This window comes from Enemella evansiae (genome assembly GCF_002250705.1).
In the GTDB taxonomy this organism is placed as follows: domain Bacteria; phylum Actinomycetota; class Actinomycetes; order Propionibacteriales; family Propionibacteriaceae; genus Enemella; species Enemella evansiae.
Genome location: NZ_NMVP01000037.1, coordinates 60512 through 81356 on the forward strand (window position 1 = coordinate 60512; position 20845 = coordinate 81356).

Consider the following 20845-nt stretch of genomic DNA (forward strand, 5'->3'; position numbering starts at 1 on the left):
GGCTCCGGGCTCATCGTGACACATCGCAGGCATGGCCGCTGCGGGTGTGACGAAGGACCCGCTCGCCGGCGCGGGTCCCGCGGGTCATCGGCCGTACAATGAGGCGGTGCCCGCAACCGCCCTCGACCTCGCCGACGTCCGGCTGTCGCGTGGTGGTCGGACGATCCTCGACGGGCTGTCGCTGACCGCCCCGGCGGGTGAGATCACCGCACTGCTCGGCCCCAACGGCGCCGGCAAGACCAGCACCATCCGCTGCTGCACCGGCCTCTACGGGCCGGGTGAGTTCACCGGCACGATCGAGGTCTGCGGGACCACTCCGGCCGCGGCCGCCGCCGCCGGGTTGATCGGGGTGATGCCGCAATCGGTGGGCGCCTGGTCCGGGATCAAGCCGCTCGAGCTGCTGCACCATCTCGCCGGGTTGTACGCCCACCCGCTGCCGGTCGCCGCGCTGGCCGGCGAACTCGGCATCGATCGCTTCGCCCAGACCACCTATCGCCGGCTCTCCGGCGGCCAGCAGCAGCTGGTCAATCTGGCCGGAGCGCTGATCGGGCGCCCCCAACTGGTCTTCCTCGACGAGCCCACCGCCGGCCTCGATCCGCACGTTCGCCGGCAGATCTGGCAGCTGCTGGCGAGCCTGCGGGCCGCCGGGGTCTCGGTGCTGCTGACCACCCACGCGATGGACGAGGCGCAGACACTCGCCGACGGCGTACACATCATCGATGCCGGCCGAGTGGTGCTCGCCGGATCGGTCGCCGAGCTGACCGCCGAACGCTCGATGGAGGAGCTGTTCCTGGCCGCCACCCGACCGGAGGCACGATGACCACCCTCGACCTCTCCCCCGCCCCCGGTGCCGCACCGGCCGGTACCCGGGTCTGGCGACAGGCCCGTACCGAGGCGATGCTGCTGGTCCGCAACGGCGAGCAATTGCTGCTGGCACTGGTGATTCCGATCGGTGCACTGGTGCTGGGCCGGTTGCTCGGCGACCGGTTCGGACTGGACTTCGCGCTGCTGGTGCCCTCGGTGCTGGCGCTGGCGATCTGGTCCTCGGCGTTCACCTCGCTGGCGATCGCGACCGGGTTCGAGCGGCGTTACGGGGTGCTGGAACGGCTCGCGAGTACGCCGCTGACACGGACGGGATTGCTGCTGGGCAAGGCGATCTCGCTGCTGCTGGTCACCGCCGGGCAACTGGTGCTGCTGATGCTCGCCGCGTTCGCACTCGGCTGGCGACCGGTGCTGCAGCCACTCCCGGTGCTGATCGGGGTGCTGGCGACGGTGCTCGCCGGGGTCGCCTTCGCCGCCCTGGCGCTGCTGCTGGCCGGTACGCTGCGCGCCGAACTGACGCTGGGTCTGGCGAACCTGATCTATCTGCTGCTGGCGGTCGCCGGTGGCGTCCTGCTGCCGCTCTCCGGATATCCGGAGGCGATCCGACCGGTCGTGGCGGCGCTGCCGACCGCGGCCCTGGCCGAGGCACTGCGTGGCGCCGGGACCGGGCAGGCGATCTGGTGGTCGCTCCCGGTGCTGCTGGTCTGGGCGGTAGCGGCCAGTCTGCTGACCAGAAAGGTGTTCCGATGGATGTCCTGACCGCCGAGCCCACCCAGACGGCTGCCGAGGAACGCCGGTGGCGGACCTTGCGTGGCTGGGCGATCGGTTCGCTCGCCGGCAACATGGGCCTGATCCTCACCGGTGCGCTGGTCCGGTTGACCAAGTCCGGGCTCGGTTGCCCGACCTGGCCGAAGTGCACCAACCAGTCGCTGATCCCGGACAGCTTCGGGCTGCACCCGGCGATCGAGTTCGGCAACCGGCTGCTCACCTTCGCCCTGATCGCGCTGGCGATCGGAACCTTCTGGGCGGCGATGCGGGTCCGCGACAACGGCCGGCCGCGCCGCGACCTGCGCCGGATCGCGTTCTGGGCGGCGCTCGGAATCCCTGCTCAGGCAGTGATCGGCGGGATCACCGTGCTCACCCAGCTCAACCCCTATGTGGTCGCCGGGCACCTGCTGGTCTCGGTGGCGCTGGTCGTGGTGCTGGTGCTGCTCGTCCGCCGCGCGAAGCGACTCGAACCACAACCCGTCTCGGCGGCCGGCCAGTTGTGGGCCCGGATCACCTTCTGGCTGGTGATGCTCTCGGTGGTGCTCGGCACCCTGGTCACCGGCTCCGCCCCGCACGGTGGCGATGACGAGGCCGCCCGGACCGGCTTCACCCTGGAGGTCGTCGCCAAGGCACACGCCTGGAGCGTCTGGGCAGTGATCATCGCGCTGGCGATCGCCTGGTGGCTGACCCGCTCCCGCGCCGCGGCCTGGCTGGCGCTGGCGGTGGTGGCCCAGGGCCTGGTCGGCTACCTGCAGTACTTCAACGGCCTGCCGATCTGGATCGTGGCACTGCACATGATCGGGGTGTCGGTGGTCTCGGCGCTGGCGGCGAATCTCCTCTGGGGCGTACGCCGGGAGGTCACGACCCGCTGACGAAACCCTCCTGTCAGGAGGGTGTCTCTGGCTGGCTCGGGGCTGCGTTCGGCAATCGTCGGATCAGTCGCCAGACCAGATAGAGCACTCCCCCGAAAAGGACCGCAAGCATCGCCCAGATCACGAATGCGAACTGCGCCGACCAACGCTCAGCGACCAGCACCATTCCTGGCCGAGTGCCGATCATCACCACCCCGCTCAGAAAGCTCGCTGCTGAGACGGCCGTGGACCTTGCATGCGGTGGCGCCTTGATCCCGATCCACGCTTCGGTGGTCACCCAGACCAGATTGAACCCAGCACCGATGACCGGGACCCACAGCACTGGCCCGAGATCGGGCCACAAGCCCACAGCAGCGGTCGACCCGATCATCAGCACGGCGCCGAGCCCGACTGCCCAAGGCGCGAATCGCTCGGGGAGGGTCGACAACAACGCACTCGCCAACACGCCTGAGACCGCATAGAGCACATACATCAGCGCCGACCCTTCGGCACCGATTCCCAACTCCGTCGCCAGAGGTTGATAGAGGATGACCAGCGTCCAGGCGACAGTCAGCACCCAGATGCCCAGCAGCATCGCACCACCGGCCGGCAGCAGACTTCGCGGATCGGGGGTCCGCCACGGTGATCGACTGGTGACTCTGTGCCGCGGCATCGCTGGCAGCAGCAGGAGCAGCGGCAGAATCAGGCCTCCCGCCAGAGCTGTCAGCAAGAACGGGAGCCGGATGTCTGTCTGATAGAGCAACCCCGCGAAGGCCAGACTCGCCGCACCAGTCGCGGTACTGACCGCGCGCACCCGGCTCCACGCGCGATGCAATCCAACCGCCAGCCTGCCCGTGCTGGCCAACTCCGCCAGAACGGCGCTCCCCAAGCCGGAGGCGGCCGCCCACTGGATGCCCCACAGGAACCAGATGACCATCACCTGCCAGGTCGACTGGACGAAGGCAGCCCCAACGAAGGTGAACAGGGTCAGCAGCGCCAACCACAGGTACGCAATACGTTGCCCGAATCGATCTGCCAGCACTCCCATCGGAAGCTCGGAAATCACCACCGCTACTCGGAAGCAGCCGTCGGCGAGAGCGATCGTGGTGAGACTGAAACCCTGATCCAGCAGGAAGATCATCCACACGGGGAACCAGAACTGAACTGCCAGCAACCCCTCGATGGCAGTGAGGGCGATCAAATTCCGACGAGCAGTCATCAACGGTTGCTGAGCCGCCGGAAGTAGAGATAGAGGACCGTGAGAATCAGACAGGCCGCAATGGATGCCAACAGGAGCCCGTCGGCGGACTGAGCGGCGAACCAGGCGACGAGGCGGCTCCCGCCGCCGTCATAACTCGCCATCCCCGGATCACTGTTCATCGTTCGTCCGAACTCGGTCAGCGCGAGCGTTGTGCTCACCACGGAGGTGATTCCAATGGCCAGCAGGATGACATCGGTGAACAACGAGGCACGCGATGATCGAGTCTCGGAGAGCTCTGAGAGTCTCTTGTCCGCTGCATCGACCTTCTCCCTGGCGGGCTGCACGACGATCTCGTCGAACTTCCAGGATTCCAACAGTCCGTCGAACTCCCGCAACCGAGCCCGACGCAGGAACTTCCTTATCTCGGAACGCTCCATCTCGATGAACGCCACGCGGCGGGAGCCCTGCTCAAGCTCTCGGCGGAGTTCGGCCATCGGCCATGGCGGATCCTTGGCCAGGGACAGCGCCAGGATTCCCTTCAGGCGGATCTCCTCCTGTTCGGTAGCCCCGTAGAAGTACTGGGCGTATCGGAGGGCGAACATCATGTCCGGGAAGGTCTGCGGAAGGGGTTGGCGGAGCTCGTCCTCGGTCATCAGGAAGACATGGTGGAACCATCTGGCGAACTGTCGGAGGCCACTGCCGGGATCGATCAGCCGCTGCGCCACACCAGGTTCGACGGCCTCGACATCCCGCAACCACTCGTTGACGAGATCGGCAAGCGCGGGATCATTCTCCTGGATGCACAGGGATCTCGTGATCCACAACGGACGACCCAGGCAGCCATCTCGACCGGGAAGCGTACGCGCTGCTGGCTCGACGAACTCCGCACGTGGGTCGACATCACGGATACTGGTGACGATCTGCACCAGGAACCGGTCGTGCAGGAACTTGATGAACCTGGGGATCCACTCGGTGAATGCTTCGTCGATGTCATCAAGGCGGGGAGCCAGGGGTGAATCCGGACCTTCCGCCACGCTGCATTCCAGTTCGACCGAGAAGACGCCATGGTTGTACAACCGGCAGGTGATGGCGTCCTCGATGTCAATCAATTCAAGGGGTTCCGGTGGAGTCAAGGGAAACAGCTCGGGATTGAAGCGCAGCGAAAGCACTTCGACCGGTCGGTCCAGATCGTCGTCGACGATGCTGCCCCAACCCTTGTTGTCCCGACGTGCACGAGCAACGGTCATGGTGTTGGCGTCGAAGACGCTGTCCTCGAGCAACCTGCGCTCGACTGCCTGCCAGAACTCCTCATAAGCGGCGGGATTGCGCTCGGCGGCACCCAGTGTCTCGCGGAAGTCGATCGACGAGGGGACCAGTGCGCACAACTTGATCATCCGGGCTCCTTGATCAATCGCAGGGCGGCCGGGTCCACCTCGAGAATTCGTCCAGCGAGAGGACCGTCGATGACCTTCACCTCGGCACGTTCGGTCCGCGGGGCCGGCCCTGGGGTTGCATAACTTGTCGGCCAGCGGCGGACATGGACCTTTGCACCCGGCGCGGAGAGCACCACCTGCTGATCCTGGACGGTGAACAGTTCGACCGGTCCCGCACCGACCAGCTCTGCGGCCTCTTGGTTGGGCGAGGTGATCGGGGCCACAGCTCGGCGATAGTTCTCGGTCAGCTTGTACGCAGCGAGTTCCCGATTGAAGCCCGCCATGATCTCCTCACCCTGGACAGATCTCTTGATCAGGAAATGGAGGGTCTCCTTGGAACCCAGCAAGGGGTTGCCGCTGGGGTCCACTGATTCGAATGCTGCGGCATCGCCGCTGAATCGGGGATCGGTCAGGACGGCGGCTCCGGACTCAAGGCTCTCCGGAACGAGGTCGACATCACCGCGATTGAGGGCTTCGAAGGCCTCGAGACTCGAATCGAAGGTGACCTTGCCGGCAGGTGCCTGCATGAGTGAGGCCCAGTAGTCGTATCCGGGAACCACACCGATCTTCAACCCGCGCAGATCCTCCGGAATCTTGATCTGCCTGGCCCGCTCGTTGTCCCTGCGGGTGAAAAGAACGTACTCGAACTCCATCAGGGGATCCGAGGCCACGAAATCCCGGAGTCGGTCCTTGCCCGCCGTGAACACCCTGTTCCTGTGACTGCTTGGTGGCCAATGACCACGATGTGTATCGGACCGTGGGGTCGTAACCCTGTCGCTCGAGTACCTCGGTGACAATCTGTGCGGTCGGCCCACCCTGTGGCATTCCCTCACCCACGTATGGCGCCCACTCCCCGGAGGTGACGATCACTGGCTTGGAAGGACGGACCGGTTCGGGCGCGAAAACCGAGACCAGCAGGCCAGCCGCCACGACGCAGACGGCGGCCACCACGATGATCGGCAGGTAACTTCTGATCCGTTCACGAAATCGCATAGGCGCGGCGCTCTCCTACATCCCGGGGGTGGGATCGTGAGCGTATCGGCCATGGCGGTCATCCGCCGGAAGTTCGACAAATCGGAGAAATCATCCGCGCCGCTGGCGTACGCAGGGACATGCAGTAGGGCAACTATTCGCGATCGAAAACCCAGTCTCACTGGGTTTGATCATGGATTTCGCGTACTACTGCATGTCCTGGCGTTCGCCAGGTCACCCTCAGGCCTTACTGCAAGCGCAGAACTCCGCTGGCTCGGCCGTCGCGCGCGATGCCGGGTCGGTCGGGCCACGCACCGCCATCCATCGAACCCTCGGCGTACCCGTCGATTGCTGCAGGAATGGACCTTTGCACACACGATTCGATGGATCGCGATGTGGCGCGCGGGGTGATGGCGCGCTGACGCGAGCCGGGAACTAGTGGAAGATCAGCGGGTCGATCGCGGCGGCGAGGAAGATCAGCGCCAGGTAGCTGTTCGACCAGTGGAAGAGCCGCATGGGCTTCAGCGCGGCGTCCAGGGCGCCGGCGTTGGCGCGGCGCAGCAGGCCGATGGCCTCGATCAGGAAGACCGCACCGCCGAGGATGGCGACGGCCGGGTAGAGCCAGCCGGTGTCGGCGATCGGCCAGAGCGAGATGGAGGTCGCGACCATCAGGATGGAGTAGATCAGGATCCGCTTGGCGACCCGCGGCGCGGACATCACCACCGGCAGCATCGGCACCTCGGCCGCGGCGTAGTCGGCGCGGTAGCGGAAGGCCAGCGCCCAGGTGTGCGGCGGGGTCCAGAAGAAGACGATCGCGAACAGCACGAACGGCGCCAGCGCGACCGAGTTGGTCACCGCGGTCCAGCCGATCAGCGGCGGGAAGCAACCGGCGATCCCGCCCCAGACGATGTTCTGCGACATCGACCGCTTCAGCCACATCGTGTAGACGAGCACATAGAACGCGTTCGCCACCAGCGCCAGCACCGCGGACAGCCAGTTCACGAAGAAGCCGAAGAGCAGCGTGGCCGCCACCCCCAGCACGATGCCGAAGATGGTGCCGGCGCGCGGCGACACCTGATGCCGGGGCATCGGGCGGCGGCGGGTGCGGCGCATCTTCTCGTCGATGTCGCGGTCCAGCACACAGTTGAAGGTGTTCGCACTGGCCGCGGCCAGGCCGCCGGCGATCAGCGTCCAGAAGACCAGCGCCAGGTGCGGTACGCCGCGGGCGGCCAGGAACATCGCGGGCGCGGTGGTGACCAGCAGCAACTCGACGATCCGGGGCTTGGTCAGCGCGACATAGGCCTTGACCACGTCCCGCCAGGTGGCCGCCGGGACCGAACCACTCTCAACCGAACCAGCCGTGGAGACGACCGGGTGGGCATCGGTGTGGGTCACTGAACCTTCTTCTGGTCGGTGGAGGCGGCCGGGGTACGCCCGCGGGGTCCCATGCAGTCTACGACCATCGGGCAGCGGGTAGAAACCGACGTGGGCCGAAGAGACCGCGACTTGAATCACACCGACACCGACGGCGTCCGCAGGGGCTGCTGCCATGCCTTCGGAACCACGCAGTAGGGTCGGTTGTGACCGTTCCGTGACGTGCGCCGTGCCATCATGTGGCGGCCGGCCTGCGGACACCACTGCCCTGCTGGTGCTGAACCAACGCGTGAAAGGACCCCCTCCGTGACAGACGCCTCCCACCTTCCCGAAGGCTGGACCGAACTCGACTCCCGAGCGGTCGACACCGCTCGGGTACTCGCCGCGGATGCGGTGCAGAAGGTCGGCAACGGTCACCCGGGAACCGCGATGAGCCTCGCCCCCGCGGCGTACCTGCTGTTCCAGAAGAAGATGCGGCACAACCCCGCCGACACCCATTGGCCGGGCCGCGACCGGTTCGTGCTGTCCGCCGGTCACTCCTCGCTGACCCTCTACACCCAGCTCTACCTGGGCGGTTTCGGGCTGGAACTGGATGACCTGAAAGCCTTGCGCACCTGGGGTTCGGAGACCCCGGGCCACCCCGAGTACGGTCACACCGACGGTGTGGAGACCACCACCGGGCCGCTCGGCACCGGTGTCGGCAACGCCGTCGGGATGGCGATGGCGGCGCGCCGCGAGCGCGGCATGTTCGACCCGGACGCCGCGCCCGGTGAGTCGATCTTCGACCACCAGATCTACTGCCTGGCCTCCGACGGCGACATGCAGGAGGGGGTCGCCTCCGAGGCGTCCTCGCTCGCCGGCACCCAACGGTTGGGCAACCTGACGGTGATCTGGGACGACAACCGGATCTCCATCGAGGACGACACCAAGATCGCCTTCACCGAGGACGTCGCCGAGCGCTACCGGGCGTACGGCTGGCACGTGCAGACCGTCGACTGGGTCCGCGACCGCGACGAGGAGACCTCCCCCGACGGCGGCGGTGCCTACGTCGAGGACCTGAAGGCGCTCGACGCGGCGCTCGACGAGGCCCGCAAGGTCACCGACCGGCCCTCGTTCATCCAGCTGCGCACGATCATCGCCTGGCCGGCACCGAAACTGCAGGGCACCGGCAAGTCGCACGGCTCCGCCCTCGGCGAGGAGGAGGTCGCCGCGACCAAGAAGATCCTCGGCTTCGACGTGGAACAGACCTTCGAGGTCGCCGATGAGGTGATCGAGCACTCCCGCAAGGGCCTGGGTGAGCGCGGCAAGCAGGAGCAGGCGGAGTGGACCGAGAAGTTCGACGCGTGGAAGGCCGCCAACCCCGAGCGCGCCGCCCTCTACGAACGGCTCGAGACCCGTTCGCTGCCCGAGGGGTGGGACGCCGACCTGCCGGTCTTCGAGGCCGATGAGAAGGGCAAGGCCACCCGCGCCGCCTCGGGCGACTTCCTGACCGCCGCGGCCAAGACGCTGCCGGAACTGTGGGGCGGTTCGGCCGACCTGGCCGGGTCGAACAACACCACTCCGAAGGACCAGCCGAGCTTCCTGCCCGCGGACCGGCAGTCGGAGATGTTCACCGGCAACGAGTACGGCCGGGTGATGCACTTCGGCATCCGCGAGCACGCCATGGGCGCGATCCTGAACGGCATCACCCAGCACGGCCGGACCCGCGTCTACGGCGGCACCTTCCTGGTGTTCTCCGACTACATGCGCCCGCCGGTCCGGCTGGCGGCGCTGATGGGGCTGCCGGTCACCTTCGTCTGGACCCACGACTCGGTGGGCCTGGGTGAGGACGGCCCGACCCACCAGCCGGTCGAGCAGCTGGCCGCACTCCGGTCGATCCCGGGGCTGGACGTGGTCCGCCCGGCCGATGCCAACGAGACCGTCGCCGCCTGGCAGGCGATCCTCAACCACACCGACCGGCCCGCCGGGCTGATCCTGACCCGGCAGAACGTGCCGACCTTCCCTCGCGACACCGACGGTTTCGCCGGTCTGGAAGGGGTCGCCAGGGGCGGTTACGTGCTCAAGGACTTCGGCGACGCGGACGCGGACCAGCACGTGGTGCTGATCGCGACCGGTTCGGAGGTGCAGTACGCCGTCGGCGCGGCCGAGCAGTTGGCCAGCGAGGGCATCGCGGCCCGGGTGGTGTCGATGCCCTGCCGGGAGTGGTTCGACGAGCAGGATGACGACTACCGCAACTCGGTGATCCCGCCGCAGACGAAGGCCCGGGTGTCGGTCGAGGCCGCGGTGTCGATGTCCTGGCAGGACCTGATCGGCGACACCGGCCGCGCGGTCAGCCTGGAGCACTACGGCGCCTCCGCCTCCGGCGAGCTGCTGTTCGAGAAGCTCGGCTTCACCGCCGAGCACGTCGTCGAGGCCGCCAAGGAGAGCCTGGCGACGGTCAAGAACCCCGGGGACGCACTCCCCCGCCGGGCGCATGGCCGGGTCCGTACCGCGGACATCGCCACCGCCAAGTAACACCGAACTCACTGATTCCCAAGAGGAGCAGCCATGTCTGAACGACTGAAGAAGCTTGCCGACGCCGGAGTGTCCATCTGGCTCGACGACCTGTCCCGCGAGCGGATCGCCACCGGCGATCTGGCCAAGCTGGTCGCCGAGTCCTCGGTCGTCGGCGTCACCACCAACCCGACGATCTTCGCCACCGCACTGTCCAACGGTGAGGCGTACGAGGCGCAGCTGCAGATCCTGCGCGACCGCGGTACCAGTGTCGACGAGGCCATCCAGGCCCTGACCACCGACGACGTCCGCGCGGCCTGCGACGTCTTCTCGGCCACCAACCGGGCCTCCGACAAGGTCGACGGCCGGGTCTCGATCGAGGTCGAGCCGGGGCTGGCCCGCGACACCGCCGGCACCATCGCCCAGGCCAAGCAGCTGGCCGAGGTGGTCGGCCGGGACAACGTGCTGATCAAGATCCCGGCCACCGAGGAGGGGCTGCCGGCGATCACTGCGACGATCGCCGAGGGGATCTCGGTCAACGTCACGCTGATCTTCTCGCTGGAGCGCTACCAGGGCGTGATGGACGCCTACCTGGCCGGCCTGGAGCAGGCCGCCGAGCAGGGCCGGGAGCTGGCCCGGCTGCACTCGGTGGCGTCCTTCTTCGTCTCCCGGGTGGATTCGGAGGTCGACAAGCGCCTCGACGCGATCGGCACCGAGGAGGCCACCGCGCTCAAGGGCAAGGCCGCCGTGGCGAACGCCCGGCTCGCCTACGAGCTCTACCAGCAGGTCTTCGAGTCCGGCGAGCGGTTCGCCGCGCTGAAGGCGAAGGGGGCCACCGTGCAGCGCCCCCTGTGGGCGTCCACCGGGGTCAAGGATCCGGCCTACCCGGACACCCTCTACGTCGCCGAGCTGATCGCTCCGGGCACGGTGAACACCATGCCGGAGAAGACCATGCAGGCCTTCGCCGACCACGGCGAGGTGCAGCCGGACACCATCACCGGCAACCTCGGCGACGCCCGCGCCACGATGGCGGCGCTGGAGCAGGTCGGCGTCGACATGGACGACGTGGTCAAGGTGCTCGAGGACGAGGGTGTGGAGAAGTTCGACAAGTCCTGGGCCGAACTGGTGCAGACCGTCACCGACCAGCTCAAGCAGAGCAGCTGAGGCCGTACCCGGTCAGGAATCGTTCCAGGCAAGGAAAAGGAGCAGAGCGTGGCTGAAGCGACAGCGCAGGCCCCGATCGACCTGGCGCGGGCGCTGGGCAAGTCCAATCCGCTGCGCGACGCGCAGGATCGCCGGCTGCCGCAGATCGCGGGGCCGTGCGTCCTGGTGATCTTCGGCGTCACCGGCGACCTGTCCCGCAAGAAGCTGATGCCGGCGGTCTACGACCTGGCGAACCGGGGGCTGCTGCCGCCCGGTTTCGGGCTGGTCGGCTTCGCCCGCCGGGACTGGGAGAACCAGGACTTCGAGAAGATCGTCCACGACTCGGTCAAGCAGTACGCCCGGACGCCCTTCCGCGAGGAGGTCTGGCAGCAGCTGGTCGAGGGGATCCGCTTCGTCCCCGGTGAGCTCACCGACGACAACGCGTTCATCACGCTGAAGAACACCATCACCGAGCTGGACCAGGTCCGCGGCACCGGCGGCAACCACGCCTTCTATCTGTCGCTCCCGCCGGGCCTGTTCGACACGGTGGTCGGCAAGCTGCGCAAGTTCGGGCTGGCCGAGTCGCACAGCGGCTCCTGGTCCCGGGTGGTGATCGAGAAACCGTTCGGCCACGACCTGGAGTCGGCGCGCGAGCTGGAGCGTACGGTCTCCTCGGTCTTCCCGCCCTCCTCGGTCTTCCGGATCGATCACTATCTGGGCAAGGAAACCGTGCAGAACATGCTGGCGCTGCGGTTCGCCAACCAGCTGTTCGAGCCGGTCTGGAACAACAACTACATCGACCACGTGCAGATCACGATGGCCGAGGACATCGGCATCGGCGGCCGGGCCGGTTACTACGACGGCATCGGCGCGGCCCGCGACGTGATCCAGAACCACCTGTTGCAGCTGCTCGCGCTGACCGCGATGGAGGAGCCGAACTCCTTCGACGCGGCCCAGCTGCGGGTGGAGAAGCAGAAGGTGCTGGCCGCCACCCGGCCGCCGGTCGACATGGCCGCGCACACCGCCCGGGGCCGGTATTCCGCCGGTTGGCAGGGCGGGGAGAAGGTGAAGGGCTACATCCAGGAGGAGGGCATCGACCCGAAGTCCACCACCGAGACCTTCGCCGCGATCCGGGTCGACATCGACAACCGCCGCTGGGCCGGAGTGCCGTTCTACCTGCGGACCGGCAAGCGGCTCCCCCGCCGGGTCACCGAGGTCGCGCTGGGCTTCAAGCGGGCCCCGCACCTGCCGTTCACCGATACCGACACCGAGGAGCTCGGCAACAACGCCCTGGTGATGCGGATCCAGCCCGATGAGGGCGTCACGCTGCAGTTCGGTGCGAAGGTCCCCGGCACCCAGATGGAGATCCGGCAGGTGAACATGGACTTCGCCTACGGCGGATCGTTCACCGAGAACAGCCCCGAGGCGTACGAGCGACTGATCCTGGACGTGCTGCTCGGCGAACCGCCGCTGTTCCCGCAGCGCGAGGAGGTCGAACTGTCCTGGATGATCCTCGATCCGATCCTCGACTACTGGGCCAGTCTCGGTACGCCGCCCGAGGACTACCCGGCGGGCACCTGGGGCCCCGCCAGCGCCCACGAGATGCTCGCCCGCGACGGCCGCAGCTGGCGCCGGCCCTGATCGGAGAGACGCGATGATCATCGAGCTGAACGACACCACCTCGGCCAAGATCGCCTCGGCGATCGTCAAGGGCCGCCGCAGCATCGGTTCCCCCACCTCGGGGATGGTGCTGACCCTGATCGTGCCGACCGACGAGAAGAACTCCGAGGCCGCGCTGGAGGCCTGCCTGGCCGCCGGCCGCGAGCACCCCTCCCGGATCCTGCTGGTGGTCCACGGCAAGGGTCGCCGGCACCGACTGGACGCCGAGGTACGCATCGGCGAAGAGCCCGGCGAGATCATCGTGCTGCGGGTCGCCGGGGACGTCGCCGCGCACGCCGACTCGGTGGTGCTGCCGCTGCTGCTGCCGGACTCCCCGGTGGTGGTCTGGTGGCCGGGTGCGGCCCCCGACGATCCGGTGAAGGACCAGCTGGGCGCCCTGGCGGACCGGCGGATCACCGACGCCATGGGGTCGGCGCGGCCGCTGCAGGCGCTGGAGGCGCGGGCGAAGAACCACGCCCGCGGCGACACCGACCTGACCTGGACCCGGCTCACCCCGTGGCGGGTGCTGCTCGCGGCCTCCCTGGACCAGTACCCGGCGCCGATCCTGCGCGCCAGCGTTGAGGCCTCGCGGGACAACGCGCCGGCCGACCTGCTGGCGTCCTGGCTGGAGGCCCGGCTGAAGGTGGACGTGCAGCGGCTCAACTCCCGCGGCCCGGGGATCACCGCGGTCCGGATGACCACGCCGGCCGGTGACATCGCGATCACCCGCGCCGACGGGCTGCTGGCCTCCTACGTGGTACCGGGCCAGCCGCATCGGCTGGTCGCGCTGCGCCGGCGGGACACCAACCAGCTGCTCGCCGAGGAGCTGCGCCGGATGGACGCCGACGACATCTTCGAGCAGGCCGCGCGGATGCTGGTCAAGCGACTGGAGCGTACCGACGCGGACGCCGGCCGCCGCCGCACCCTGAAGGGCGCGGCCCGGCGTACCCCCGAGGCGAAGGCCGCCCAGGCCGCGGTCCGCGGGAAGGCGCCGGCGAAGAAGACCGCTGCCAAGAAGACGACCGCCACGAAGGCTGCCGCCAAGAAGACGACGGCCGCGGCGAAGAAAACCACCCCGGCGAAGAAGACGACGGCGAAGAAGTCCGCCGCGAAGCAGGCGCCGGCGAAGAAGACGACCACGAAGAAGGCCGCCGCCAAGAAGACGGCGGCCGGCAGAAGCGCACCCAGAACCGCCCCCCGGACCGGAGGAAGGACGACTGGATGACCGTGATCACCTGTGGCGATGCCGACGAGCTCGCCGAATCGGTGGCGCATCAGCTCCGCCGATCCATCAGTGAACTGCAGGCCGATCCCGACCGGGTGGTCCAGCTCTGCCTGACCGGCGGACGGATCGCCAACCGGATGTACCGCCAGCTCGCCGACGGCCAGGGCGACAACACCGTCGACTGGAAGCGGGTCGAGTTCTGGTGGGGCGACGAGCGCTTCGTGGCCACCGAGAGCCCGGACCGCAATGCCGGCCAGACGCTGGCCCTGCTCGCCGCGACCATCCCGCTCGACCCGGCCCGGGTGCACCCGATGCCGGCCGAGGGCGGTCAGGCCGACCTCAACCAGGCGGCGATGCAGTACGCCGCCGAGCTCGGCGACATCCGCTTCGACATCTGCCTGCTCGGCATGGGCCCGGACGGCCACGTGGCCTCGATCTTCCCCGATCACCCGTCCTTTGAGCAGGACACCTCGTTCACGGTGGTCGGGGTGACCGACTCCCCCAAGCCGCCGCCGGAGCGGATCAGCCTCACCATCCCGGTGATCAACCAGTCCGCCGAGGTCTGGCTGATCGTCGCGGGCGCGGAGAAGGCCGACGCCGCCGCCCGCGCCATCGACGGGGATGAGAACCTGCCCGCGGGCGCGGTACACGGCCGCCTGCGTACCGTCTGGTTCCTCGACGAGGACGCCGCCGCCGATCGGTGAGGCAGGCCGCCACCGGCCTGCTGCCGGGGGTCGCGGGCCGGCTCGCCGGGCCGAATTCTGCCTGTCCCAGACCCCGGTGAATCGGTTCCCCTTTGATGCCCAGGTGGCATCAAGGAATTGTCTGATGCCCCTCAGTCATCAAAGAAATCTTTGATGCCACACGGGCATCAACAAATGGTTTGATACCGCACGGGCATCAGCAAATGGTTTGATACCGCACGGGCATCAGCAGATGGTTTGATACCGCCTGGGCATCAAACACCCATTGGTCAGCGGGTGTTCCCGTTACCAGCGGGGAGCGCGAGGTGCGGAGCCCTCGCCCGCCGAAGGGGCGAAGCCCTTCTTCGGGGCGGAACAGAGGACGTGCGAAGCACCGCTCGTCCGTATCGTTCCGGGGGGTGTGGGGGGCGCCGCCCCCACTGTCAGTAGATGACCTCGCCGGCGGCGCGGCGGGCGCGCAGGGCGGTCAGTGCCTCGTCCAGGATGGCCTCGGCCTCGGAGTCGCTGCGGCGCTCCTTCACGTACGCCAGGTGGGTCTTGTAGGGCGTGGTCTTCGGCGGCGGCGGCGGGTTCTCGGCGTCCATGTTGGCCGGCAGGCCGCAGCGCGGGCAGTCCCATGTCTCCGGCACCTGTGCGTCGGCCGCGAAGGCCGGGCGGGTCTCGTGCGAGTTGGCGCAGAAGTAGGACACATACAGCCGCGGAGCGGTGTCCCCGCGCTCCGCCTCCCCCATCGGCCCGGCACCGACTCGGCTGCCTCGGATGGCGCTCCCACCTACCACGTGTGTGTCTCCTTCTTCGGGGCCTGCGGGCCCATTGGGTCGACCGGCCGCATCCGGCCGGGGGTTCGGGGGTGGTCGGCGATCAGGCCAGGAACCGGTAGAGCGCCAGCAACGCAAGGATGCTGACGAACCAGATCGCGCCGACGATGATGGTGATCCGGTCCAGGTTGCGCTCGGCGATCGAGGTGCCACCCAGCGAGGTGGACATGCCACCGCCGAACAGGTCCGACATGCCGCCGCCACGGCTCTTGTGCAGCAGGACCATCAGCGCCAGGATCACGCTGGTAAGACCCAGCACGATGGTCACGACGAGGATCGGCCACTGCATGGCCAGCGGGAGCAGAATCACGCGCGCAACTCTAATCCCCGTGGGGCCATGGACCAAACGCAGATCCCGGCACCGCTGGTGCGGTACCGGGATCTGCTATCGATGATGCGACGCGACGGTCTCAGCCGACCTTGGGCAGGTCGTAGAAGCGCGCAATGGCGGCGAACTCCTCCGGGTCGAGGCTCGCGCCACCGACCAGGGCACCGTCGATGTCCGGCTTGTCCATGATGTCGGCGCAGTTGCCCGACTTCACCGAACCGCCGTAGAGGATCCGGACCTGATCGGCCAGGTCGATGTGCCGCCGTTCGGCGATGAATCGCCGGATCGCGCCACACACCTCCTGGGCGTCATCGGGGGTCGCCACCTCGCCGGTACCGATGGCCCAGACCGGCTCGTAGGCGATCACCACCTTGGCCAGCGCCTCGTCGCCGATCCCGGCCAGCGAACCCTGCACCTGCTCCAGGGTGTAGGCGACCTGGTCACCGGCCTGGCGGACGTCCAGGCCCTCGCCGACGCAGACGATCGGGATCATGTCCCACTCCAGCACCAACCGGGCCTTGGCGGCGACCACGTCGTCGGTCTCGTCGTGGTACTGCCGGCGCTCGGAGTGCCCGACCACGACATAACCGCAACCGAGCTTGGCGAGCATCCCCGCCGAGATCTCCCCGGTGTAGGCGCCGCTGTCGTGCACCGACACGTCCTGGGCGCCGTAACCGATCTCCAGCCGGTCACCCTCGATCAGCGTCTGCACGGTGCGCAGATCGGTGAACGGGGGCAGCACGACGACCTCGGACTTCGCCGGGTCGTGCCGGTGATCCTTCAGCGTCCAGGCCAGTTTCTGCACCAGCCCGTTGGCCTCGACGTGGTTCAGGTTCATCTTCCAGTTGCCGGCGATCAGCGGCTTGCGATCACTCATCGATCGCCTCCCTCCAGTACGGCCAGACCGGGCAATTCCTTGCCCTCAAGGTATTCCAGCGACGCGCCACCGCCGGTGGAGATGTGCCCGAACTGGTCGTCGGAGAAGCCGAGGTGGCGTACCGCCGAGGCGGAATCGCCACCGCCGACCACCGACAGCCCGTGCACATGGGTGAGCGCCTCGGCGACCTCCCGGGTCCCGCCGGCGAAGGCGTCCATCTCGAACACGCCCATCGGGCCGTTCCAGAACACCGTCCTGGCCGAGCGGATCACGTTGGCGAACGCCAGCGCCGACTCCGGACCGATGTCCAGGCCGAGCTGATCCGCCGGCATCTCATCGGCCGGTACGACGGTCGCCGGGGCGTCCGCCTTGAACTCCGGCGCCACCACGATGTCGGTCGGCAGCACGATCTCCTTGGAGTTCTTGTTGGCGTGGTCGAGGTAGTTGCGGCAGGTCTCGACCTGGTCCTCCTCGAGCAACGACTTGCCGACCTCGTGCCCCTGGGCCTTGAGGAAGGTGAAGACCATCCCGCCACCGATCACCAGGGCATCGGCCTTGGCCAGCAGGTTGTCGATCACCTTCAGCTTGTCGGAGACCTTGGCACCACCGAGCACCACCACATAGGGCTGCTGCGGATCGTCGGTGAGCCGCTTCAGCACCTCGACCTCGTTCTCGACGAGGTCACCGGCCGCGTTCGGCAGCAGCTTGGCCACGTCGTAGACCGAGGCCTGCTTGCGGTGCACCACCCCGAACCCGTCGGAGACGAAGGCCCCCTCGGCACCGGCCAGGGCGGCGTACGCCTGGGCCAGCTGCTGCCGCTCGGCCTCGTCCTTGGACTCCTCGCCCGGTTCGAAGCGGACGTTCTCGCACATCATGATCTCGCCGTCGCCGAGACCCTCGGCCAGGCCCTGGGCGGACTCGCCGACGACATCACCGGCGAGCTGCACGTCCTTGCCGAGCAGCTCGCCGAGCCGCGTCGCGGCCGGGGCGAGGGAGAACTCGGTCTTGACCTGACCCTTCGGCCGACCCAGGTGGGCGAGCACGATCACCCGCGCCCCCGCGTCGAGCAGCTTGGTCAGCGTCGGTACCGAGGCCTTGATCCGCCCGTCGTCGGTGATCCGGTCCCCGTCCAGCGGGACGTTCAGATCGCAGCGGATCAGCACCTTGCGACCGCGCAGGTCGCCCAGGTCCGCGATCGAGTTCATCCGCGGGCCCTCAGAGCTTCTCGCCGACCAGCTTGGTCAGGTCGACCAGCCGGTTGGAGTAGCCCCACTCGTTGTCGTACCAGCCGACGACCTTGACGTTGTTGCCGATCACCTTGGTCAGGCCGGAGTCGAAGATGCAGGACGCTGGGTCGGTGACGATATCGCTGGAGACCAGCGGATCGTCGCTGTAGTTCAGGTACGGCGCCAGCGGACCGGACTCGGCGGCCTTCTTCATGATCTCGTTGACCTCCTCGACCGAGGTCTCCCGGCCGGCCTCGAAGGTGAGGTCGGTGGCGGAACCGGTGATCACCGGGACGCGCAGGGCGTAACCGTCCAGCTTGCCCTTCAGCTCCGGCAGCACCAGGCCGATGGCCTTGGCCGCACCGGTGGAGGTCGGCACGATGTTCTGCGCGGCGGCGCGGGCCCGGCGCGGGTCCTTGTGCGGGCCGTCCTGCAGGTTCTGGTCCTGGGTGTAGGCGTGCACCGTGGTCATCAGACCCTTGTTGATGCCCAGCGCGTCGTTCAGCGCCTTGGCCAGCGGGGCCAGGCAGTTCGTGGTGCAGGACGCGTTGGAGATGATGTTCTGGGTCGCCGGATCGTAGTCCTGGTCGTTGACGCCCATCACCACGGTGATGTCCTCGTTCTTCGCCGGAGCGGAGATGATGACCTTCTTGGCACCGCCGTCGATGTGCGCCTTGGCCTTGGTGGCGTCGGTGAAGATGCCGGTGGACTCGATCACGATGTCGGCGCCGAGTTCGCCCCACGGGATGTTCGCCGGGTCCTTCTCGGAGAAGATCTTGATCAGCTTGCCGTCGACGGTGATGCCCTCGTCGTTGGCGACGATCTCACCGGGGAACCGGCCGAGCACGGTGTCGAACTTGAGCAGGTGGGCGATCGCGGCGTTGTCGGTCAGGTCATTGGCGGCGACGACCTCGATGTCGGCACCGGAGGCCATCAGGGCCCGGAAGTAGTTGCGGCCGATGCGGCCGAAGCCGTTGATTCCAACCTTCACGGTCATTCTTGGGTGCTCCTTCGCATTGCGCGATGCGGGCCATTCGGATGCTGGCGGCTGCTTGATCACCGACCACGCCGGCCCGACTTGTCGGACAGCTCCACCCTATCGGTCCCGCGGGGGTCGCCGTACAGCCGTTGAGCCCCGCGGGCTAGGTTCACCGCGTGAACATCGTCACCCCCCGCGTCCGTGTCCTCACCGGTGACCAGCGGTACGCCGACCCGTGGCATCCGTTCGCCGAGACCGGGGCCGCGCTGCGCGACTGGCTGGCCGAGGCGTACCCGGTGGAGCTGCGCACCGACGAACCCGACGCCCTCGGCGAACTGGCCGGGATCGACCTGCTGGTGGTCAACTGCGGTATCGGCGCCGACCCGGCGAACCCGCCCGCCGCCAACGCCGAATGGGATGCCGCCTTCGCCGCCTGCGAACGTTGGCTGGCCGACGGCGGCCGGGTGCTGGGGGTGCACACCGCGGCGAACACCTTCGCTGACTGGCCGGCCTGGCGGGGCATCCTCGGCGGCCGCTGGATCCGCGGCACCTCGATGCATCCGCCGCGCGGGCCGAGCCGGTTCCGGGTGCTGGCGCCGGATCATCCAACGCTCGCCGGGTTGACCGAGGTCGAGGCCGAGGATGAGCGTTATTCCTTGCTCAGCAGGGATTCCGGCACGGTACCGCTGCTGGACCATGACCTCGACGGTTCGGCTGAGGTGATGGCCTGGGTGAGCGCGGATGGCCGCGCCGTCTATTCCGGGCTGGGTCACGATGCCCGGGCGTACGACTCCCCCACCGCGAAACGGTTCGTCACCAACGCCGCCCGCTGGCTGCTCGGGGACCGCGAGGTCAGTCCTCCAGCATCTCCGGGCTGAGGCTGGCCTCGGTGTTCGGTACGCCGAGGTCGGCGGCCCGCTTGTCGGCCATCGCGAGCAGCCGCCGGATCCGGCCGGCCACCGCGTCCTTGGTCAGCGGCGGGGTGTGCAGCTGACCGAGCTCCTCCAGCGACGCCTGCTTGTTCTCCACCCGCAGCACCCCGGCGGCCTGCAGATGCTCCGGGACATCCTCACCGAGGATCTCCAGGGCCCGCTCGACCCGCGCCCCGGCGGCCACCGCGGCCCGCGCCGAGCGGCGCAGGTTGGCGTCGTCGAAGTTCGCCAGCCGGTTGGCCGAGGCGCGCACCTCGCGGCGCATCCGGCGCTCCTCCCAGACCAGCACGCACTGGTGGGCACCCATCCGGGTCAGCATCGCCGCGATCGCATCGCCGTCGCGGATCACCACCCGGTCGACATTGCGGACCTCCCGGGCCTTGGCGGAGATGTCCAGCCGGCGGGCGGCGCCGACCAGTGCCAGTGCGGCCTCCGGGCCGGGGGCGGTCACCTCCAGCGACATCGAACGGCCGGGTTCGGTCAGCGATCCGTGCGCCAGGAAGGCACCGCGCCAGGCGGCCACACAGTCCCCGGCCCCGCCGGAGACCACCTGCGGCGGCAGCCCGCGGGCGGGCCGGCCGCGGGAGTCGATCAGCCCGGTCTGACGGGCCAGCGCCTCACCGTCCTTGATCACCCGGACCACGTAGCGGGTGCCGCGGCGGATCCCGGAGCCGCTCACCACGACCAGGTCGGAGTCGTGCCCGAACACGTCGCTGATCGCGGTCCGCAGCCGGCGCGCGGCGGCACCGGTGTCCAGTTCGGCCTCGATCACGATCCGGCCACCGGCGAGATGCAGCCCGCCGGCGAACCGCAGCGTGGCCGCGACCTCGGCCCGCCGGGCGCTGGGCCTGGTCACCGAGATGGTCGCCAGCTCGGCCTTCACCTGTTGCGTCAGTGCCACCGGAACCGCTTCCCTCCTGTGCTGGACCTCCGGGCGCACGCCCGGACGGGCGTCCCGGTTCGAGACGCCCGGATGGGCGTACCAGTCCGAAACGCCCGGATGGGCGTACCGGTTCGAGACGCCCGGACGGGAGTCCAGG

At 68.4% G+C, this 20845-nt stretch carries 19 protein-coding genes; 9 read left to right on the plus strand and 10 right to left on the minus strand.

What is annotated here, in order from left to right:
* Nucleotides 1–106 precede the first annotated feature (106 nt).
* The 3 genes from BI335_RS19430 to BI335_RS19440 are packed head-to-tail and all read left to right on the plus strand — an operon-like array spanning nucleotide 107 to nucleotide 2462.
* The gene (locus BI335_RS19430) at nucleotides 107–820 is read left to right on the plus strand and encodes an ABC transporter ATP-binding protein (RefSeq protein ID WP_229119700.1); all 714 of its coding nucleotides are present in this window, start codon (nucleotides 107–109) and stop codon (nucleotides 818–820) included.
* A complete protein-coding gene (locus tag BI335_RS19435) occupies nucleotides 817–1581 on the plus strand; it encodes an ABC transporter permease (RefSeq protein WP_094360886.1) in 765 nt (254 codons plus the stop codon). The genes BI335_RS19430 and BI335_RS19435 overlap by 4 nt, the downstream gene beginning before the upstream one ends.
* Nucleotides 1569–2462, plus strand: coding sequence for a COX15/CtaA family protein (locus BI335_RS19440; protein ID WP_094432978.1), 894 nt, complete (start codon nucleotides 1569–1571; stop codon nucleotides 2460–2462). Before BI335_RS19435 ends, BI335_RS19440 begins: the two co-directional genes overlap by 13 nt.
* 13 nt (nucleotides 2463–2475) lie before the next feature.
* Here BI335_RS19440 and BI335_RS19445 read toward each other — a convergent pair whose 3' ends face one another.
* From BI335_RS19445 to BI335_RS19460, 4 genes are all read right to left on the minus strand, one after another.
* On the minus strand, nucleotides 2476–3660 hold the full coding sequence (locus BI335_RS19445) for an MFS transporter (RefSeq protein ID WP_094432981.1): 1185 nt from the start codon (nucleotides 3658–3660) through the stop codon (nucleotides 2476–2478).
* Nucleotides 3660–5036: a hypothetical protein gene (locus BI335_RS19450; protein WP_094432983.1), complete on the minus strand. Its 1377-nt coding sequence runs from the start codon at nucleotides 5034–5036 to the stop codon at nucleotides 3660–3662. The genes BI335_RS19445 and BI335_RS19450 overlap by 1 nt, the downstream gene beginning before the upstream one ends.
* Nucleotides 5033–5728 (minus strand): hypothetical protein, encoded by a 696-nt coding sequence (locus BI335_RS19455; protein WP_133625779.1) that lies wholly within the window; start codon nucleotides 5726–5728, stop codon nucleotides 5033–5035. The genes BI335_RS19450 and BI335_RS19455 overlap by 4 nt, the downstream gene beginning before the upstream one ends.
* Before the next feature lie 754 nt (nucleotides 5729–6482).
* Nucleotides 6483–7442, minus strand: a complete 960-nt coding sequence (locus BI335_RS19460) for a heme o synthase (RefSeq protein WP_324252386.1) — start codon at nucleotides 7440–7442, stop codon at nucleotides 6483–6485.
* A gap of 285 nt (nucleotides 7443–7727) precedes the next feature.
* Here BI335_RS19460 and tkt point away from each other — a divergent pair, with 285 nt between their 5' ends.
* Genes tkt through pgl form a run of 5 tightly spaced genes read left to right on the plus strand, consistent with a single transcriptional unit; the run spans nucleotide 7728 to nucleotide 14645 of the window.
* Nucleotides 7728–9935: a transketolase gene (tkt, locus tag BI335_RS19465; RefSeq protein ID WP_229119701.1), complete on the plus strand. Its 2208-nt coding sequence runs from the start codon at nucleotides 7728–7730 to the stop codon at nucleotides 9933–9935.
* 33 nt (nucleotides 9936–9968) lie between these two features.
* Complete coding sequence (tal, locus tag BI335_RS19470; RefSeq protein ID WP_094432987.1) at nucleotides 9969–11078, plus strand: transaldolase; 1110 nt, start codon at nucleotides 9969–9971, stop codon at nucleotides 11076–11078.
* A gap of 48 nt (nucleotides 11079–11126) precedes the next feature.
* Nucleotides 11127–12698, plus strand: a complete 1572-nt coding sequence (gene zwf, locus BI335_RS19475; RefSeq protein WP_094432989.1) for a glucose-6-phosphate dehydrogenase — start codon at nucleotides 11127–11129, stop codon at nucleotides 12696–12698.
* 13 nt (nucleotides 12699–12711) lie between these two features.
* Nucleotides 12712–13941 carry a glucose-6-phosphate dehydrogenase assembly protein OpcA gene (locus tag BI335_RS19480; RefSeq protein WP_094432992.1) on the plus strand — a complete coding sequence of 410 codons (1230 nt, stop codon included), beginning with the start codon at nucleotides 12712–12714 and terminating at the stop codon, nucleotides 13939–13941.
* Nucleotides 13938–14645 (plus strand): 6-phosphogluconolactonase, encoded by a 708-nt coding sequence (gene pgl, locus BI335_RS19485; RefSeq protein ID WP_094432994.1) that lies wholly within the window; start codon nucleotides 13938–13940, stop codon nucleotides 14643–14645. The genes BI335_RS19480 and pgl overlap by 4 nt, the downstream gene beginning before the upstream one ends.
* Nucleotides 14646–15067: 422 nt before the next feature.
* On the opposite strand, the gene BI335_RS19490 is transcribed toward pgl, so the two are convergent.
* From BI335_RS19490 to gap, 5 genes are all read right to left on the minus strand, one after another.
* On the minus strand, nucleotides 15068–15424 hold the full coding sequence (locus BI335_RS19490; protein ID WP_094360908.1) for an RNA polymerase-binding protein RbpA: 357 nt from the start codon (nucleotides 15422–15424) through the stop codon (nucleotides 15068–15070).
* Between the two features lie 82 nt (nucleotides 15425–15506).
* Nucleotides 15507–15752 (minus strand): preprotein translocase subunit SecG, encoded by a 246-nt coding sequence (secG, locus tag BI335_RS19495; RefSeq protein WP_094361187.1) that lies wholly within the window; start codon nucleotides 15750–15752, stop codon nucleotides 15507–15509.
* A 121-nt stretch (nucleotides 15753–15873) separates the two neighbouring features.
* The gene (gene tpiA, locus BI335_RS19500; RefSeq protein ID WP_094403818.1) at nucleotides 15874–16668 is read right to left on the minus strand and encodes a triose-phosphate isomerase; all 795 of its coding nucleotides are present in this window, start codon (nucleotides 16666–16668) and stop codon (nucleotides 15874–15876) included.
* Complete coding sequence (locus tag BI335_RS19505) at nucleotides 16665–17873, minus strand: phosphoglycerate kinase (protein WP_094403819.1); 1209 nt, start codon at nucleotides 17871–17873, stop codon at nucleotides 16665–16667. Before BI335_RS19505 ends, tpiA begins: the two co-directional genes overlap by 4 nt.
* Nucleotides 17874–17883: 10 nt before the next feature.
* Nucleotides 17884–18891 carry a type I glyceraldehyde-3-phosphate dehydrogenase gene (gene gap, locus BI335_RS19510; RefSeq protein ID WP_094360914.1) on the minus strand — a complete coding sequence of 336 codons (1008 nt, stop codon included), beginning with the start codon at nucleotides 18889–18891 and terminating at the stop codon, nucleotides 17884–17886.
* A 158-nt stretch (nucleotides 18892–19049) separates the two neighbouring features.
* On the opposite strand from gap, the gene BI335_RS19515 reads away from it, so the two are divergent.
* On the plus strand, nucleotides 19050–19751 hold the full coding sequence (locus BI335_RS19515) for a ThuA domain-containing protein (RefSeq protein WP_094432996.1): 702 nt from the start codon (nucleotides 19050–19052) through the stop codon (nucleotides 19749–19751).
* Here the strand turns inward: BI335_RS19515 and whiA are convergent.
* Nucleotides 19726–20706, minus strand: coding sequence for a DNA-binding protein WhiA (gene whiA, locus BI335_RS19520; protein ID WP_094360918.1), 981 nt, complete (start codon nucleotides 20704–20706; stop codon nucleotides 19726–19728). The genes BI335_RS19515 and whiA overlap by 26 nt on opposite strands.
* Between the last annotated feature and the right edge of the window lie 139 nt (nucleotides 20707–20845).